Origin of the sequence: Endozoicomonas sp. ALB032 (genome assembly GCF_049310125.1) — a bacterium.
Classification (GTDB): domain Bacteria; phylum Pseudomonadota; class Gammaproteobacteria; order Pseudomonadales; family Endozoicomonadaceae; genus Endozoicomonas_A.
Genome location: NZ_JBLYNW010000001.1, coordinates 5,059,422 through 5,080,167 on the forward strand (window position 1 = coordinate 5,059,422; position 20,746 = coordinate 5,080,167).

1 protein-coding gene is annotated in these 20,746 nt (G+C 53.3%); it reads left to right on the forward strand.

The features are described from left to right. Positions 1 to 314 precede the first annotated feature (314 nt). Positions 315 to 20,603 (forward strand): VCBS domain-containing protein, encoded by a 20,289-nt coding sequence (locus ACO6VG_RS18465; RefSeq protein WP_422475075.1) that lies wholly within the window; start codon positions 315 to 317, stop codon positions 20,601 to 20,603. The last annotated feature ends 143 nt before the right edge of the window (positions 20,604 to 20,746 follow it).

The window sequence follows — 20,746 nt, forward strand, 5'->3', positions numbered from 1 at the left end:
AGATGAACTTTATTTATTAAAAATGATTCTATCTTCAATAAGAAGTCGTTTAAAAGTTGTTAACTTGCCTATAGGTGCATAGTTACGAAGGTGTAACCTCTGCTATAAAGACCTCTTAAAGAGATTTAAAAGCTGAATGTCGGAGCATTGCAACAAAGCTGCTTTATTCTGTCTACCCTGAAATTAATAAACTATAAACTGTTTTTCGTGAATATAAGAGCGAAGGGAACTCGCCTTATTCTGTGCTTGAGTTGGCTGCACAGCACTTGGATCGAGTTTCCTCTTTTCCCTCAGGATTCAGAGAGTACAGAAATATGAATTCAAGCTCAGGAAACTCTGCACCTGCTATTGGTGAGATCTCAGCAGCGTCTGGTAAAGTGATCGCCATAAAGCCGGATGGAACCCAAATAGTTCTAGAGCCAGGGGACAAAGTTTTTCTTAATGATCGGGTCGTTTCAGAAAATGGTGATCTCGTTGTCATTACAACATCGAATAATCAGGTTCTGGAACTCAGTGGTCAGCAGCCACTTACTCTTACAGACAGTGTGCTGTCCGGTCAGGATACTGATATCGATGAAGAACAGGCCGAGGAAGAGCTGGCTGATGAAGAGATTCGGGACGCTGTTGCTGAAGGAGCAGATCCCGGTTCTCCAACAGAAGCTTCAGCGGCAAAAGAAGATACCTCCGAAGAGAGAAGTCCTGACCAGACAGAACCCAGGCTTGCCCCATCAGATATCCCTGTTATCACGCTTGAAACTGATGACCAGTTAGATGAGGAATCCATTACCGAGTCTTCTGAGATCCTGACTGCCAGCAGCAGGTCTGTCACTAACGCAGTTGTTCAACAACAAGAATCTGAGAAAGAATCGGAGACTCCAGAGCCTGTCGTTATTTCGTACCAGCCTGTCGCTCAGGCATTGTCAATGGATGGTAATGAAGATTCACCGATCCTTCAGGGACAGCTTTCTGCGACAGATAATAGTGGTGGTGCTGGCGGAGCATTGACGTACTCTCTGGTTTCTGCAACGGAAGCAGGTTCAATAAATATAAGTGGTGATGGCTCTTTTGAGTTCAAGCCTGGAGCAGACTTTGACTATCTGGCAAAGGGTGAAAGCCAGACTGTTACTTTTGTTTTTGAGGTTATCAATTCACAGGGAAACAGAAGTCAGGCATCCGTAGGCATCACGATAGAAGGTGTCAACGATACGCCTGAAGTAGAGGCTCCGATTGTTCTTGATCTAAATCAGAATGACTCTGGCATTAGTCTGGATCTTTTACAAAAAGCCAGTGATAAGGATCTGGACGATGAATTGTCTGTTACCAGCCTTCGTCTGGTTTCTGGTAACGAAGCTGGCGTCAGTGTGACCGAAGAAGGATCAGAGCTGGTTATTGATCCGGAAGCTTATAAGTACCTAGCCGTTGGCGAGATGGAAATCATCACCTACGAATATCAAGTATCGGATTCACAGGGAGATTTTACGACCCAAACCGCCAGCATCACCCTGGCAGGAAGTAATGATGACCCGGTAGTTCAAAATGCAATTTTATTGAGGACTAACCAGAATGCGCCATCAAAGAGTATTGATTTGTTGGCAGGTAGTACTGATGTTGATCAGACCGACACCTTAGATGTTGTGAACCTCCGACTCACCGCCGGTGATCCGGTTGGCATCAGTATCTCGGAGGATGGTAACAGCCTGTCTCTGGATTCGTCCGCTTATAACTATTTGGCGGCAGGGGAATCAGAAAGAATTGATTACAGCTACGAAGTTGACGATGGTCATGGGGGAACGGTTAGCCAGAGTGCTTCAATAACCATTGAAGGCCTCAACGACGCTCCCACTATTAGCAATGCCACTGATGTTGCCGGTGCAGTCACCGAGATTGTCGACGGGGGTGCCGGTGAAAACAGCAACAGCCTGACCGACACTGGCTCGTTCACCATTGCTGATGTCGATCTGAGTGACCAGCAGACTGTCAGCGTCAGTGCCGGGGCTAATGGTTATCTGGGCAGCCTGACGGCCACCGTGGCGGATGACACCCAGGGCGACGGCAGCGGTCGGATTGACTGGAGTTTCAGCGTTGATGATGCCGACATCGATTACCTGGGCGCCGGTCAGACTCTGACTCAGACCTACACCGTCACAGTTGACGATGGTGAAGGCGGTACCGTTGATCAGCAGGTGACTATCACCCTGACCGGCACCAACGACGCACCTACTATTACCAGTGCCACCGATGTTGCCGGTGCAGTCACCGAGATTGTCGACGGGGGTGCCGGTGAAAACAGCAACAGCCTGACCGACACTGGCTCGTTCACCATTGCTGATGTCGATCTGAGTGACCAGCAGACTGTCAGCGTCAGTGCCGGGGCCAATGGTTATGTGGGCAGCCTGACGGCTAGCGTGGCAGATGACACCCAGGGCGACGGTAGCGGTCGGATTGACTGGAGTTTCAGTGTTGATGATGCCGACATCGATTACCTGGGCGCCGGTCAGACTCTGACCCAAACCTACACCGTCACAGTTGACGATGGCGAAGGCGGTACCGTTGATCAGCAGGTGACTATCACCCTGACCGGCACCAATGATGCACCTACTATTGCCAGTGCCACCGATGTTGCCGGTGCAGTCACCGAGATTGTCGACGGGGGTGCCGGTGAAAACAGCAACAGCCTGACCGACACTGGCTCGTTCACCGTTGCTGATGTCGATCTGAGTGACCAGCAGACTGTCAGCGTCAGTGCCGGGGCCAATGGTTATCTGGGCAGCCTGACGGCTAGCGTGGCAGATGACACCCAGGGCGACGGCAGCGGTCGGATTGACTGGAGTTTCAGTGTTGATGATGCCGACATCGATTATCTGGGCGCCGGTCAGACTCTGACCCAGACCTACACTGTCACAGTTGACGATGGCGAAGGCGGTACCGTTGATCAGCAGGTGACTATCACCCTGACCGGCACCAACGACGCACCTACTATTACCAGTGCCACCGATGTTGCCGGTGCAGTCACCGAGATTGTCGACGGGGGTGCCGGTGAAAACAGCAACAGCCTGAGTGATACTGGCTCGTTCACCATTGCTGATGTCGATCTGAGTGACCAGCAGACTGTCAGCGTCAGTGCCGGGGCCAATGGTTATCTGGGCAGCCTGACGGCCACTGTGGCAGATGACACCCAGGGCGACGGCAGCGGTCGGATTGACTGGAGTTTCAGTGTTGATGATGCCGACATCGATTACCTGGGCGCCGGTCAGACTCTGACTCAGACCTACACCGTCACAGTTGACGATGGCGAAGGCGGTACCGTTGATCAGCAGGTGACTATCACCCTGACCGGCACCAACGACGCACCTACTATTACCAGTGCCACCGATGTTGCCGGTGCAGTCACCGAGATTGTCGACGGGGGTGCCGGTGAAAACAGCAACAGCCTGACCGACACTGGCTCGTTCACCATTGCTGATGTCGATCTGAGTGACCAGCAGACCGTCAGCGTCAGTGCCGGGGCTAATGGTTATCTGGGCAGCCTGACGGCTACTGTGGCGGACGACACTCAGGGTGGCGGCAGCGGCCGGATCGACTGGAGCTTCAGTGTTGATGATGCCGACGTCGATTATCTGGGTGTCGGCCAGACCCTGACCCAAACCTACACCGTGACTGTTGATGATGGCGAAGGCGGTACTGTCGATCAGCAGGTGACTATCACCCTGACCGGAACCAACGATGCGCCTACCATCAGCAGCGCCACTGATGTCTCCGGTACAGTCACCGAGATTGTCGACGGTGGCGCCGGTGAGAACAGTAACACCCTGACCGACAGCGGCTCGTTCACTATTGCCGATGTCGATCTGAGTGATCAGCAGAGTGTCAGTGTCAGTGCCGGGGCTAATGGTTATCTGGGCAGCCTGACGGCTACTGTGGCGGACGACACCCAGGGCGACGGCAGCGGCCGGATCGACTGGAGCTTCAGTGTTGATGATGCTGACGTCGATTATCTGGGTGTCGGCCAGACCCTGACCCAAACCTACACCGTGACTGTTGATGATGGCGAAGGCGGTACTGTCGATCAGCAGGTGACTATCACCCTGACTGGAACCAACGATGCGCCTACCATCAGCAGTGCCACCGATGTCTCCGGTACAGTCACCGAGATTTTCGACGGTGGCGCCGGTGAGAACAGTAACACCCTGACCGACAGCGGCTCCTTCACTATTGCCGATGTCGATCTGAGTGATCAGCAGAGTGTCAGTGTTAGAGCCGGGGCTAATGGTTATTTGGGCAGCCTGACGGCTACCGTGGCGGACGATACTCAGGGTGACGGCAGCGGCCGGATCGACTGGAGTTTCAGTGTTGATGATGCTGACGTCGATTATCTGGGTGCCGGTCAGACTCTGACCCAGACTTATACCGTCACTGTTGACGACGGCGAAGGCGGTACTGTCGATCAGCAGGTGACTATCACCCTGACCGGAACCAACGACACGGCGGTGATCACCGGCGCTGATACCGGCAGTGTTACTGAGGACGCTGGCAACACTCTGATGACTTCCGGTATTCTGTCTGTCACCGATGTTGATGGCGGTGAAGCCAGTTTCACCCCAGAGACCGTCACCGGTAGCTACGGTTCATTGACTATTGATGGCAGTGGTAGCTGGAGCTATTCGGCGGATAACAGTCTATCGGCTATCCAGACCTTGGGGGATGGTGACACCTTGACTGAGACGGTGACAGTCAAGTCCCTGGATGGCACTACCCACGATATTGTTATCACCATTAACGGCACCAACGACACAGCGGTGATCACCGGCGCTGATACCGGCAGTGTTACTGAGGACGCTGGCAACACCCTGATGACTTCTGGCAGTCTGACTGTTACCGATGTCGATGGTGGTGAAGCCAGTTTCACTGCGGAGACCGTCACCGGTAGCTACGGTTCATTGACCATTGATGGCAGTGGTAGCTGGAGCTATTCGGCCAGTAACAGCAATGCTGACATCCAGGCTCTGGGAGATGGTGGCACCTTGACGGAGACTGTGACAGTCAAGTCCCTGGATGGCACTACCCACGATATTGTTATCACCATTAACGGCACCAACGACACGGCGGTGATCACCGGCGCTGATACCGGCAGTGTTACTGAGGACGCTGGCAACACCCTGATGACTTCCGGCAGTCTGACTGTTACCGATGTTGATGGCGGTGAAGCCAGTTTCACCCCAGAGACCATCACTGGCAGTTACGGTTCATTGACCATTGATGGCAGCGGTAGCTGGAGCTATTCGGCGGATAACAGTCTATCAGCTATCCAGTCACTGGGTGATGGTGACACCTTGACTGAGACAGTGACAGTCAAGTCCCTGGATGGCACTACCCAAGATATTGTTATCACCATTAACGGCACCAACGACGCGGCGGTGATCACCGGCGCTGATACTGGCAGTGTTACTGAGGACGCTGGCAACACCCTGATGACTTCCGGCAGTCTGACTGTTACCGATGTTGATGGCGGTGAAGCCAGTTTCACTGCAGAGACCATCACCGGCAGTTACGGTTCATTGACCATTGATGGCAGCGGTAGCTGGAGCTATTCAGCGGATAACAGTCTATCGGCTATCCAGTCATTGGGGGATGGTGACACCTTGACTGAGACAGTGACAGTCAAGTCCCTGGATGGCACTACCCACGATATTGTTATCACCATTAACGGCACCAACGACGCGGCGGTAATCACCGGCGCTGATACCGGCAGTGTTACCGAAGATGCTGGCAACACCCTGATGACTTCCGGCAGTCTGACTGTTACCGATGTTGATGGCGGTGAAGCCAGTTTCACTGCAGAGACCATCACCGGCAGTTACGGTTCATTGACCATTGATGGCAGCGGTAGCTGGAGCTATTCGGCGGATAACAGTCTATCGGCTATCCAGACCTTGGGGGATGGTGACACCTTGACTGAGACGGTGACAGTCAAGTCCCTGGATGGCACTACCCACGATATTGTTATCACCATTAACGGCACCAACGACACGGCGGTGATCACCGGCGCTGATACCGGCAGTGTTACTGAGGACGCTGGCAACACTCTGATGACTTCTGGCAGTCTGACTGTTACCGATGTCGACGGTGGTGAAGCCAGTTTCACTGCGGAGACCGTCACCGGTAGCTACGGTTCATTGACCATTGATGGCAGTGGTAGCTGGAGCTATTCGGCCAGTAACAGCAATGCTGACATCCAGGCTCTGGGAGATGGTGGCACCTTGACGGAGACTGTGACAGTCAAGTCCCTGGATGGCACTACCCACGATATTGTTATCACCATTAACGGCACCAACGACACGGCGGTGATCACCGGCGCTGATACCGGCAGTGTTACTGAGGACGCTGGCAACACCCTGATGACTTCCGGCAGTCTGACTGTTACCGATGTTGATGGCGGTGAAGCCAGTTTCACCCCAGAGACCATCACTGGCAGTTACGGTTCATTGACCATTGATGGCAGCGGTAGCTGGAGCTATTCGGCGGATAACAGTCTATCAGCTATCCAGTCACTGGGTGATGGTGACACCTTGACTGAGACAGTGACAGTCAAGTCCCTGGATGGCACTACCCAAGATATTGTTATCACCATTAACGGCACCAACGACGCGGCGGTGATCACCGGCGCTGATACTGGCAGTGTTACTGAGGACGCTGGCAACACCCTGATGACTTCCGGCAGTCTGACTGTTACCGATGTTGATGGCGGTGAAGCCAGTTTCACTGCAGAGACCATCACCGGCAGTTACGGTTCATTGACCATTGATGGCAGCGGTAGCTGGAGCTATTCAGCGGATAACAGTCTATCGGCTATCCAGACCTTGGGGGATGGTGACACCCTGACCGAGACAGTGACAGTCAAGTCCCTGGATGGCACTACCCACGATATTGTTATCACCATTAACGGCACTAACGACGCGGCGGTAATCACCGGCGCTGATACCGGCAGTGTTACCGAAGATGCTGGCAACACCCTGATGACTTCCGGTATTCTGTCTGTCACCGATGTTGATGGCGGTGAAGCCAGTTTCACCCCAGAGACCGTCACCGGTAGCTACGGTTCATTGACTATTGATGGCAGTGGTAGCTGGAGCTATTCGGCGGATAACAGTCTATCGGCTATCCAGACCTTGGGGGATGGTGACACTTTGACTGAGACGGTGACAGTCAAGTCCCTGGATGGCACTACCCACGATATTGTTATCACCATTAACGGCACCAACGACACGGCGGTGATCACCGGCGCTGATACCGGCAATGTTACTGAGGACGCTGGCAACACCCTGATGACTTCTGGCAGTCTGACTGTTACCGATGTCGATGGTGGTGAAGCCAGTTTCACTGCGGAGACCGTCACCGGTAGCTACGGTTCACTGACCATTGATGGCAGCGGTAGCTGGAGCTATTCGGCGGATAACAGTCTATCGGCTATCCAGACCTTGGGGGATGGTGACACCTTGACTGAGACGGTGACAGTCAAGTCCCTGGATGGCACTACCCACGATATTGTTATCACCATTAACGGCACCAACGACGCGGCGGTAATCACCGGCGCTGATACCGGCAGTGTTACCGAAGATGCTGGCAACACCCTGATGACTTCCGGCAGTCTGACTGTTACCGATGTTGATGGCGGTGAAGCCAGTTTCACTGCAGAGACTATCACCGGCAGTTACGGTTCATTGACCATTGATGGCAGCGGTAGCTGGAGCTATTCAGCGGATAACAGTCTATCGGCTATCCAGTCATTGGGGGATGGTGACACCTTGACTGAGACAGTGACAGTCAAGTCCCTGGATGGCACTACCCATGATATTGTTATCACCATTAACGGTACCAACGACGCGGCGGTAATCACCGGCGCTGATACCGGCAGTGTTACTGAGGACGCTGGCAACACTCTGATGACTTCCGGTATTCTGTCTGTCACCGATGTTGATGGCGGTGAAGCCAGTTTCACCCCAGAGACCGTCACTGGCAGCTACGGTTCATTGACCATTGATGGCAGTGGTAGCTGGAGCTATTCGGCGGATAACAGTCTATCAGCTATCCAGTCTCTGGGGGATGGTGACACCTTGACGGAGACGGTGACAGTCAAGTCCCTGGATGGCACTACCCACGATATTGTTATCACCATTAACGGCACCAACGACGCAGCGGTGATCACCGGCGCTGATACCGGCAGTGTTACTGAGGACGCTGGCAACACTCTGATGACTTCCGGTAGTCTGTCTGTCTCCGATGTTGATGGCGGTGAAGCCAGTTTCACCCCAGAGACCGTCACCGGCAGCTACGGTTCATTGACCATTGATGGCAGTGGCAGCTGGAGCTATTCGGCGAGCAACAGCCATGCTGACATTCAGGCCCTGGAGGTTGGTGACACCTTGACTGAGACTTTGACAGTCAAGTCCCTGGATGGCACTACCCACGATATTGTTATCACTATTAACGGCGCCAACGACGCGGCGGTGATCACCGGCGATGATACCGGCAGTGTCACTGAGGATGCGAGCAACACCCTGATGGCTTCTGGCAGTCTGACTGTTACCGACGTCGATAGTGGTGAAGCCAGTTTCACCCCAGAGACCGTCACCGGCAGCTACGGTTCATTGACTATGGCCAGCGACGGCAGCTGGAGCTATTCGGCCAGCAATAGTCAGGCTGACATTCAGGCTCTGGGGGATGGTGACACCCTGACCGATACTGTCACCGTGAAGTCCTTGGATGGCACTACCCACAATATTGTTATTACCATTAACGGCACCAACGACTCGGCAGTGATCACCGGCGCTGATACCGGCAGTGTTACTGAGGACTCCAGCAATACCCTGATGACCTCCGGCAGCCTGACTGTTACCGATGTTGATGGCGGTGAGGCCAGTTTCACCCCAGAGACCGTCACCGGCAGCTACGGTTCATTGACTATGGCTAGCGACGGCAGCTGGAGCTATTCGGCCAGCAACAGTAAGGCCGACATTCAGGCCCTGGGGGATGGCGACACTCTGACCGATACTGTCACGGTGAAGTCCCCGGATGGCACTACCCACGATATTGTTATCACCATCAACGGTACCAACGATGCTGCGGTGATCACCGGCGCTGATACCGGCAGCGTCACTGAGGATGCGAGCAACACCCTGATGGCTTCTGGCAGTCTGACTGTTACCGACGTCGATAGTGGTGAAGCCAGTTTCACCCCAGAGACCGTCACCGGCAGCTACGGTTCATTGACTATGGCTAGCGACGGCAGCTGGAGCTATTCGGCCAGCAGCAGTCAGGCCGACATTCAGGCCCTGGGGGATGGCGACACTCTGACCGATACTGTCACGGTGCAGTCCCTGGATGGCACTACCCACGATATTGTTATCACCATCAACGGTACCAACGATGCTGCGGTGATCACCGGTACTGACACCGGCAGCGTCACTGAGGATGCGAGCAACACCCTGATGGCTTCTGGCAGTCTGACTGTCACCGACGTCGATAGTGGTGAAGCCAGTTTCACCCCAGAGACCGTCACCGGCAGCTACGGTTCATTGACTATGGCTAGCGACGGCAGCTGGAGCTATTCGGCTAGCAACAGTCAGGCCGACATTCAGGCTCTGGGGGATGGTGACACCCTGACCGATACTGTCACCGTGAAGTCCTTGGATGGCACTACCCACAATATTGTTATTACCATTAACGGCACCAACGACGCGGCAGTGATCACCGGCGCTGATACCGGCAGTGTTACTGAGGACTCCAGCAATACCCTGATGACCTCCGGCAGCCTGACTGTTACCGATGTTGATGGCGGTGAGGCCAGTTTCACCCCAGAGACCGTCACCGGCAGCTACGGTTCATTGACCATTGATGGCAGTGGTAGCTGGAGCTATTCGGCCAGTAACAGCAATGCTGACATCCAGGCTCTGGGAGATGGTGGCACCTTGACGGAGACTGTGACAGTCAAGTCTCTGGATGGCACTACCCACGATATTGTTATCACCATTGACGGCACCAACGACACGGCGGTGATCACCGGCGCTGATACCGGCAGTGTTACTGAGGACGCTGGCAACACTCTGATGACTTCCGGTATTCTGTCTGTCACCGATGTTGATGGCGGTGAAGCCAGTTTCACCCCAGAGACCGTCACCGGCAGCTACGGTTCATTGACCATTGATGGCAGTGGTAGCTGGAGCTATTCGGCGGATAACAGTCTATCGGCTATCCAGACCCTGGGTGATGGTGACACCCTGACCGAGACGGTGACAGTCAAGTCCCTAGATGGCACTACCCACGATATTGTTATCACAATTAACGGCACCAACGACACGGCGGTGATCACCGGCGCTGATACTGGCAATGTTACTGAGGACGCTGGCAACACCCTGATGACTTCCGGCAGTCTGACTGTTACCGATGTTGATGGCGGTGAAGCCAGTTTCACTGCGGAGACCGTCACCGGTAGCTACGGTTCATTGACCATTGATGGCAGCGGCAGCTGGAGCTATTCGGCGGATAACAGTCTATCGGCTATCCAGACCCTGGGGGATGGTGACACCCTGACCGAGACGGTGACAGTCAAGTCCCTGGATGGCACTACCCAAGATATTGTTATCACCATTAACGGCACCAACGACGCGGCGGTAATCACCGGCGCTGATACCGGCAGTGTTACTGAGGACGCTGGCAACACCCTGATGACTTCCGGCAGTCTGACTGTTACCGATGTTGATGGCGGTGAAGCCAGTTTCACTGCAGAGACCATCACCGGCAGTTACGGTTCATTGACCATTGATGGCAGCGGTAGCTGGAGCTATTCAGCGGATAACAGTCTATCAGCTATCCAGTCTCTGGGGGATGGTGACACCTTGACTGAGACAGTGAAAGTCAAGTCCCAAGATGGCACTACCCACGATATTGTTATCACCATTAACGGCACCAACGATGCGGCGGTAATCACCGGCGCTGATACCGGCAGTGTTACCGAAGATGCTGGCAACACCCTGATGACTTCCGGCAGCTTGGCTGTCACCGATGTTGATGGCGGCGAGGCCAGTTTCACTGCAGAGACCGTCACCGGCAGCTACGGTTCATTGACTATGGCCAGCGACGGCAGCTGGAGCTATTCGGCCGGTAACAGCCATGCCGACATTCAGGCCCTGGGGGATGGCGACACCTTGACCGAGACCATCACCGTGCAGTCCCTGGATGGCACTACCCATAATATTGTTATCACCATCAACGGCACCAACGACGCGGCGGTGATTACCGGCGCTGATACCGGTAGTGTTACTGAGGACGCGGGCAACACCCTGACGACTTCCGGCAGCCTGACTGTCACCGATGTTGATGGTGGTGAAGCCAGTTTCACCGCAGAGACCGTCACCGGCAGCTACGGTTCATTGACTATGGCCAGCGACGGCAGCTGGAGCTATTCGGCCAGTAACAGCCATGCTGATATTCAGGCCCTGGGGGATGGCGACACCTTGACCGAGACCATCACCGTGCAGTCCCTGGATGGCACTACCCATAATATTGTTATCACCATCAACGGCACCAACGATGCGGCGGTGATCACTGGTGCTGATACCGGCAGTGTCACTGAGGATGCTGGCAACACCCTGACGACTTCCGGCAGCCTGACGGTCACCGATGTTGATGGTGGTGAAGCCAGTTTCACCGCAGAGACCGTCACCGGCAGCTATGGTTCATTGACTATGGCCAGCGACGGCAGCTGGAGCTATTCGGCCAGTAACAGCCATGCTGATATTCAGGCCCTGGGGGATGGCGACACCTTGACCGAGACCATCACCGTGCAGTCCATGGATGGCACTACCCATAATATTGTTATCACCATCAACGGCACCAACGACGCGGCGGTGATTACCGGCGCTGATACCGGTAGTGTTACTGAGGACGCGGGCAACACCCTGACGACTTCCGGCAGCCTGACTGTCACCGATGTTGATGGTGGTGAAGCCAGTTTCACCGCAGAGACCGTCACCGGCAGCTACGGTTCATTGACTATGGCCAGCGACGGCAGCTGGAGCTATTCGGCCAGTAACAGCCATGCCGACATTCAGGCCCTGGGGGATGGCGACACCTTGACCGAGACCATCACCGTGCAGTCCCTGGATGGCACTACCCATAATATTGTTATCACCATCAACGGCACCAACGATGCGGCGGTGATCACTGGTGCTGACACAGGCAGTGTCACTGAGGACGCGGGCAACACCCTGATGACTTCCGGCAGCTTGGCTGTCACCGATGTTGATGGCGGCGAGGCCAGTTTCACTGCAGAGACCGTCACCGGCAGCTACGGTTCATTGACTATGGCCAGCGACGGCAGCTGGAGCTATTCGGCGAGCAACAGTCAGGCCGACATTCAGGCTCTGGGGGATGGCGACACCTTGACCGAGACTTTGACGGTCAAGTCCCTGGATGGCACTACCCACAACATTGTTATCACCATCAATGGCACCAACGACGCGGCGGTGATTACCGGCGCTGATACCGGCAGTGTCACTGAGGATGCTGGTAACACGCTGACGACTTCTGGCAGTCTGACTGTCACTGATGTTGATGGTGGTGAAGCCAGTTTCACCCCAGAGACCGTCACCGGCAGCTACGGTTCATTGACTATGGCCAGCGACGGCAGCTGGAGCTATTCGGCGAGCAACAGCCAGGCCGACATTCAGGCCCTGGGGGATGGTGACACCCTGACCGAGACGGTGACGGTGAAGTCCCTGGATGGCACTACCCACGATATTGTTATCACCATTAACGGCACCAACGATGCACCTACTGCTGCGGATAATAACCTAAGTCTCAGTGAGGCGGGACAGCATACCTTTACCAATGCAGAATTCGGATTCAGCGATGTGGATTCCGGGGATAGCCTTGCTTCCATTACCTTTACGTCACTGCCCACTACGGGGAGCCTGACGTTGAACGGCAGTGCTGTCTCCGTTAACCAGGTGATCAGTGCCGGAGATATCCCCAACTTGGTGTTTACTGCAGATGCCAGCATTAACGGTAGCCACCATGGCAGTATAGGTTTCAAAGTGAGTGATGGTGCACTGGAGAGCAGCGCCCATACCATTGACTTTTATACACCGCCTAAAATTGATTCGGTGATGCTGGATGGCAGTTTCCAGCCTGTAATCACAGGTACCGGTCAACCAGATGCCGTCCTGAATTTCACTATTAATGGTAACAATTACAGTGCATCGGTTGGCAGTGATGGTAACTGGAGTTTCACGCCCTCGTTAACACTGAACGATGGTGATCCGCTGAATATCAGTGTTACCTCTACGGAAGCAGGTGGTATTGCCAGTTCTGCGACCACTTATAGTGCAAATGTTAGCCGTGGTGACGCTCAGGATAATACCGTAACAGGCGGCAACAACACTGACTTTATGTATGGTGATGCAGGTGCGGATGTGCTCACTGGTGGTGAGGGCGATGATTGGTTAACGGGTGGTAGTGGTCAGGATCGTTTTGTCTGGCAGGCTGGCGATGGTGGCTCGGCCGGTGATCCGGCCATTGACCGCATTACCGATTTTTCCGTCGGTGCCGGTGGTGACATTCTCGATTTGCACTCCCTTCTCAGTGGCGAGGAAAATACCACCGCAGATCAGTTTATTCATTTCCGCACAGAAGGCAGTGATACCATCATTGATGTCAGCGTTGTTGCCGGTGGTGATGTAATACAGCAGATTGTGCTGGAAAACACAGATCTCTCGCCGCTGGGTAATACGGACCAGGAAATTATTGAGCAGCTACTGAGCGATGGTCAGCTCACCCTTGCCCGAACCATTGCCATTGATAACAACATAATGGGTGACAACCAGATCAGCGCTGCCGAAGAAGGTGCCGTTCTCGTTTCCGGTGTTGGTGAGCCTGGTGCTTCCATTCAGGTCGAAATTGAAGACACATCAGCTGCGACTGTTTCCGCCACCGTCACGGTTAGACTGGATGGCACCTGGAGTTTGGCGGGTAGCGAACTGGATGTCAGTGCTCTGTCTGACGGCCAGCTCGATATTACCGTTACCCAGACTGACAGTGCTGGCAATGTCACAACGGATAATTCAACCGTCATGTTCTCCGGTACTGCTCCCACCCTGTCCTCTGCTGAAATCGTGGCCAATACCCAGAATCTGGTGCTGACTTTTAGTGAAAATATGGACAGGGACAGCACCCCTGATCTGGCTGACTTTGATGTAGCCATTGATGGTAGTGCTGTCAATGTTCTAAACATCTCCTACCTCAACGATACCCAGATTCGCCTCAGTCTTGACACTGCGGTCAGTCCCTCGGGCAATTTGACGCTTGATTACACACCGGGCAGTAATGTTCTTCAGGAACAGGTAGGGATCAACCCGTTTGCGGCATTGAGCGGTTTTTCAGCCACGGTGACACCTGATGTTTCAGCAGCAGTCCGCCAGAATATGACCGTAGAGGGTGACCAGCTGATCGTTGAGTATAACGAAGCACTTGACCCTGGCAGCGTTCCTGACAACAGCGCCTTCACTCTGTCTCTGGTGGGTGGCGGCAGCCGCACGGTATCAAACGTCAGCATTTCCGGTAGCCGAATGACATTGACCCTGGACAGCCCGGTTGGCGATTCAGATATCGTTCAGCTGTCCTATAGCGTGGTGGATGCCAGCAATAATGGGGGTGGTCCCATTCAAGATGCCCAGGGCAATGATAGCAGTGATTTCACTAGTGCTCTGGTTGAGAATAATACCGACACCTCGGTACCCACACTCAACAATGCTGTGGTAGACGGTGATACCCTCATCCTGACTTACTCGGAGGATCTGAACGAGAGTGTCAGCCTGACCGGTATTCTGGATGTTGAAGCGGCGGGTGCCAGCAGGTCGATCAGCAGTGCCTCGATCAGTGGCAATCAGGTGACGGTGCAGCTGACCAGTCCTGTGGCAGACGGGGAGTCGGTGACCTTCAGTTACAGTCCGTCCAGTGCTGACAGCAGTAGTAACAACGACCGGGTCGAAGACTTGCGAGGCTTTGATGCCGCTGCCCTCAATCATGGCGACGTGACCGTCACCAATATCACGGATACGATTTCGCCCAGCCTTTCCACCGCCGAGGTGGATGGTAACACTGTGACATTAACCTTCAGTGAGGCATTGAATGGTAATGCCACCATCAACCCCTCCCTGTTCAGTATTGTCGTAGATGGGCAAAGTGAATCGGTCAGTAGCCTTGCCATCAACGGCCAGCAACTGACCCTGACGCTCTCCAAAGCGATTACCGATGGCCAGTCGGTGACTCTGGATTACACTCCGCCCGCTGCGGGCAGTGCTCTGGACAATGATCGCCTGGAAGACCTTGTCGGCAATGACACTTCTTCGATATCCAGCTTCTCCGTCGACAACGTGACCAACAGCGGTGGTAACCCGGAAGTCGTGCGCCTTTACAGTGATGACGCCGATCAGTGGTATCGCGATGGTGACACCATTACCGTCAAAGTAGAGTTTTCTGAGCCAGTTCAGGTGACAGGGAACCCAACCCTGCAGCTGGAAACAGGAACCATTGATCGCCTTGCTACCTACAGCGGTGGGACAGGAACGAATGTCCTGTCATTTACCTACACGGTGGCTAACCCTGATGAGTCTGCCGACCTCAATGCATTATCTACCTCTGCACTGGATCTTGGTGGCGGTACGATTGCCGACCTTTTAGGTAACAACGCAGACTTGCTCCTGCCTGAGCTGAATGAAGCCGGAGCCCTGGCTCAACAAAACGACATCAGGATTGATACGGTGTCTCCTACCGTAGGGCTCAGCAGCAGCTCAGCCAGTTCAGCGGGCATTCTGACGCTCTCCGGCGATGGTTTCAGCTCACTGCTGTCACCAGGTGAGTCTACCGATACCGATCTGACTGGCAGACTGGACTGGTCAAAACTTTCATGGCGGGTTGTAGACAATAGCGGTAGTAACACAGATATCAGCTTTAGCGCTGCTGATATTGAATCCGCTCTGGCCGTGAACGATCAACAATTGAACATCAAGATCAGCAGTAACAAGCTTGCCAGCATGCGTGCCACTTCAGGCTATGGTAACGAGGAAGGTCAGGATCTGATCCGGATTACCAGTGATGGCTTCTTCCAGGATGCGGCTGGTAACACCATGAACGATGGCAACAGCGCTGGCGTGGAGATCTTCATACTGCCTCCTGATGGTATTGCACCTTCTATCAGCGGTGTCACCAGCCTGACAGCGGATGGGGAATACGCAACGGGTTCCGTTATCCGTTTGCAGGTGAGCTTTGATGAGGCCGTGGAGGTGACGGGTACGCCGGTACTGTTGTTGGGCACTGGTGACAATATCTCTGCTGCCCGGTTCAGTTCCGGGTCTGGCACTCAGGAGCTGGTGTTTGAGTACACCGTTCAGCCAGGAGATGAGGCGCCTGACCTGGATGTGCTCAGTGCCAGTGCCTTGCAGCTTAATGGTGGCACGATTAAAGACCTCTCGGGCAACGCCGCTGTGCTGACAGTACCTGTTGCCGCCAATAGCGATTCACTGGCCAGTACGGCGGATATCTTGATTGATGGCTCCGCCCCTGATGTGTCGATTACCGGGGTGACTCTGGCTCCCGAAGGCGCCAATGATCAAAAGCTGACCATCAATGGCAGTGGTTTTGATGCGTTACTGGGCAGTGGCGAATCCGTTGGCCTGAGCCTGACAGGAGACGAGCTGTCACGGTTTGACTGGAGCAAGCTGTCTATAAAACTGAAACAGCCTGATGGTAGCTTTGAAAGTGTCAGTCTTGACGCCTCCGATATTGGTTCAGTAGAGATTCACAACAACCGGCTTGAGATTGTCATTGATGAAGGCGTCAACAAGGTACTGGACAACAACGGTTTCAGTACCGTATCAGGTGATACAGCACTGGACATCAGTCAAGGCTTTATGGCTGACCGGGCGGGCAACCGATCTACTACCGATGCCCTTGCTGATCAGGCGGTCACTGTCACCAGCAACGGCGCTACGGTTCTTAATGTTTCCTCCGATACCGTAGACGGAAGCTATCAGGCCGGTGATGAGATTCTGATTCGCGTTCGGTTCAGTGAAAAGGTCTCGCTGCAAAATTACGACGCCAACAATGATCCTCTCTTGTTGTTGCTCAATGACAGGCAGCCGACCCTCCCGGCCGATCCTTATGGGGGTAATGCCGTTTATGTCTCCGGTGATGGCACCAGGGAGTTTGTGTTCCGCCATACCGTGAGTGCCGGGGAAAACATTGATGACCTTAACTATCGTGATACCAGTTCCCTGACATTCAGTAACGGCGTTTCAGGTTCGCCGGCTGTGAGTTCCCTGGTCAACGGTGCTGGCAGCAGCGTCAGCCTGACATTGCCCGGAACCGCCAGCACTGAATCACTGGCAGGTAGCAGTGACATTGTTATTGACACAGATGCAGCTACCACCACCATCACCAGTGCCGCCTACGATGAAAACAACAATCAGCTCCTGCTGAAGGGAGCGGACTTTGATCAACTGCTGAACAACAGCGAAAGTGCCACCGCCGATCTTTCAGGCAGGCTGGACTGGAGCAAGCTGGTGATTGATATCGACAAGGATGACGGTATCACACAAAACGTCAGCTTCTCTGCCAGTGATGTGACGGTTGCCCGTCTGGCGGGAACGGATACCCTGTCGATCCAGTTGACTGACGCCAAGGCTGCTGAACTTGAGGGTATTTTTGGCTACAAGGGCTCGGAGGACGGTGTTGATATCCAGGCGGGATTCCTGAGGGATCTGGCGGGTAACGAAGGGGCAGCGGCAGTCAGTGACCTGACCCTGGATTACGCCGATATTGCTGCTCCGACAGTGGTGCAGGTAAGTTTTGAAGATCCTGGTCGATTTATTAATGGCGATGAGGTGGTCATTCTTATCCAGCTGAGTGAGTCTGTGTCCATCACTGGTATTGACGCCTCTGATGCCAGCACCTACCCAACCCTGACACTTGATAACGGCGCTGTGGCCACCTTTGACAGTGGTGCAGGTACCGATACATTGAGGTTTGTCTATACCGTTGGCTCGGGCAACAGTGAAAACACCCTGGGGCTTAACTATGCCTCGGATACGGCACTGACCATACCTGCTGGAGTCATGGTCTTTGACTCCGCAGGGAATAACATGCTGACCACGCTGCCTTCGGTTAACAGTAACGATGCCCTGGCCCAGACAGGCAATGCCATCATTGACGTTAATGCTCCAGAAATTACCTCAGTCGACAGCCTGACCTCGGATGGCCCTTACAATGAAGGCAAGGTGGTTCAGATCGAGGTATCTTTTACCGAAGCTGTTGATATTACAGGAATTCCAGCCCTTAACCTGGATACCGGAGGTCAGGCCACCTACTCCAGTGGTGCCGGAACAGATAAGCTGGTGTTCAATTACACGGTTGGCAGCGGTGAGGATAGCTCTGACCTGGATGTCAGCAGTCTGGATTTGTCAAATGGCAGCATTACAGACCTCGCCGGTAATTCTGTTGATGTCAGTTCGCTACCAACTGGAGCAGATGTTAATTCTCTGGCGAGCAATGCTGCACTTGAAATTGATACCACTGATCCTTCTTTGCCTGGTCTGGGTGCCGTCAATATATGGGCAGGTAATAGCGGCCACCCAGGTGCAATATTTATTTATTCGGATGGCTTTAATACGCTTAATTCAAACGAAGTTAGTCAGATGACTCCGGACTGGAGTAAGCTGTATGTCGAAAATAAAGATACGGGTGATCGGCATTACTTCAAGGATGGGGATTTTGCGACGGACAGTTTTTCACGGCACAATTCCATTCAGTATGAGATGAATATAGAGCTGACCCAGGAAGGTGGCGAGTCCTTTAAAGAAAATTTCCGGGGTTATACCGACTGGCCTGATAAGCTCGTAGTGCATGTTGAGGAAGGCTTTTTGGTCGATCGTGCAGGAAACGATTATGCTTTTTCATCCCCACAAAATGGTTTGGATATGGAGGTGCTGCACCATTTGGATTCTGGAGGGAAATCATCCATTCAGAATAATGAAATTACTGATATCCGTGTTGTTTCAAATAACGATACTTACAAGGCGGGTGAAGAGCTGCTGATTCAAGTGGACTTTAACCATGTCGTTAAACTGAATTACAGTACAACCCCAGAACTGAGATTTGATATTGGTGGCGTTCAGCGTTCAGCGGTACTTGATACTTCAGCCCACCCGACCAGTGAATACAATAACAGCTTTTTGTTCCGATACACTATTCAAAGTGGTGACAACGTCAGTGGCAGTATTTCCCTTGCGGCGTCCAACCCGATTGACACGGTGTTTAAGGAACCTGATAGTTACGGATGGTCTAGTGGTGAGGTCAGTGTCAACTCAGATCGAAACATAACCCTGACACCGCCTTCAGGAGCAGGTTCTCTGGATAACAACAGTTCAGATCTGATTATTGATACGACCGCTCCTCTTACCACCATTGCATCGGCCAGTTATGACCCCGATACCAATCAGCTAGAGCTGTCGGGTTCAAACTTCAATGATATTTTAAGTGGCAACACCGCCGCTGACAGTGCTGAGTTAAGGCTGGTGCTGGACTGGAGCAAGATCAGTTACAAGGTCAATGGATCATTGACCGAGAGCTTCACTGAAGATGATGTACTGTCCGCCAAAGTGTTGGATAACAACAAACTCGTTATTGAGTTGGCAGCGGCCAAAGCTGATAGTATTGAAACCAACTCCGGTGGTGATTATAGCGATGATACGCTGGATGTCTCCGCCGGATTTATAAAGGATCTGGCTGGTAATGAGTCTACCACCGACGCGCTTTCTGCAGGCAGCGTGACTCAGGCGGATTTGAAAGCACCTGATTTAACCTCATCCCTGGCGTCCAGTAATGAACTGGTGCTGGGCTTCTCCGAAGCCATTTCCGGCTCGCCCTCGAACTCTGACTTTACCGTTCAAATTGACGGCAGTGCACGTCTGGTGACTGGAGTTGCCATAAGCGGTCAAGAAGTTACCGTGACTTTTGATGGTGCCCAGATTGACGGTTCAGAACAGTTATTGTTCAGTTACACCGGCAGTAGCCTGAGTGACAGCAGTGGTAATGATGTGGTCACCATCAGTGACCGGGTGGCAGGCTTTGACCATAGTTCCAGTGCCGGTTTGGATACTCTGATTGGCGATATCGGGGATGATATTTTCACCATTGACCATGACGATGTCACTGCTTCTGGCGGCCTGGGGGCTGATATCTTTGATTTTAATGCCACCGGCACTGCGCAAAACCCTGCCGAGCTGATTATTACCGATTTCAACACCGATGAAGGCGACGTGTTGAAGCTGGATGATATTCTGGTGGATCCAAGTGACAGCCTTGATGAGCATTTCCATTTTGTTGCCAGCGGCAATGATACCGTGATGGAAATCAGTGACACGGCCAATGGCGATGTCACGAAGAAAGTCACTTTCAAGGAAGTTGACCTGTTCGCCCTGGGCGGCAGTGATGCTGATATTCTTAATAACCTGATGGATAACAATAATCTCGATCATGGTACCAGTCCTTAGACTGGATATTTAATAGAGTGTCAAACTTATCGTTCTGTTATTTTTTCGAATGACACATTCTGTTGCCCTGTTCGTATATTGCGTGGATATGACGACAGAATGCTGTCATGGCGGGAAAAGAGCTACCATAAGCTATCAACTCA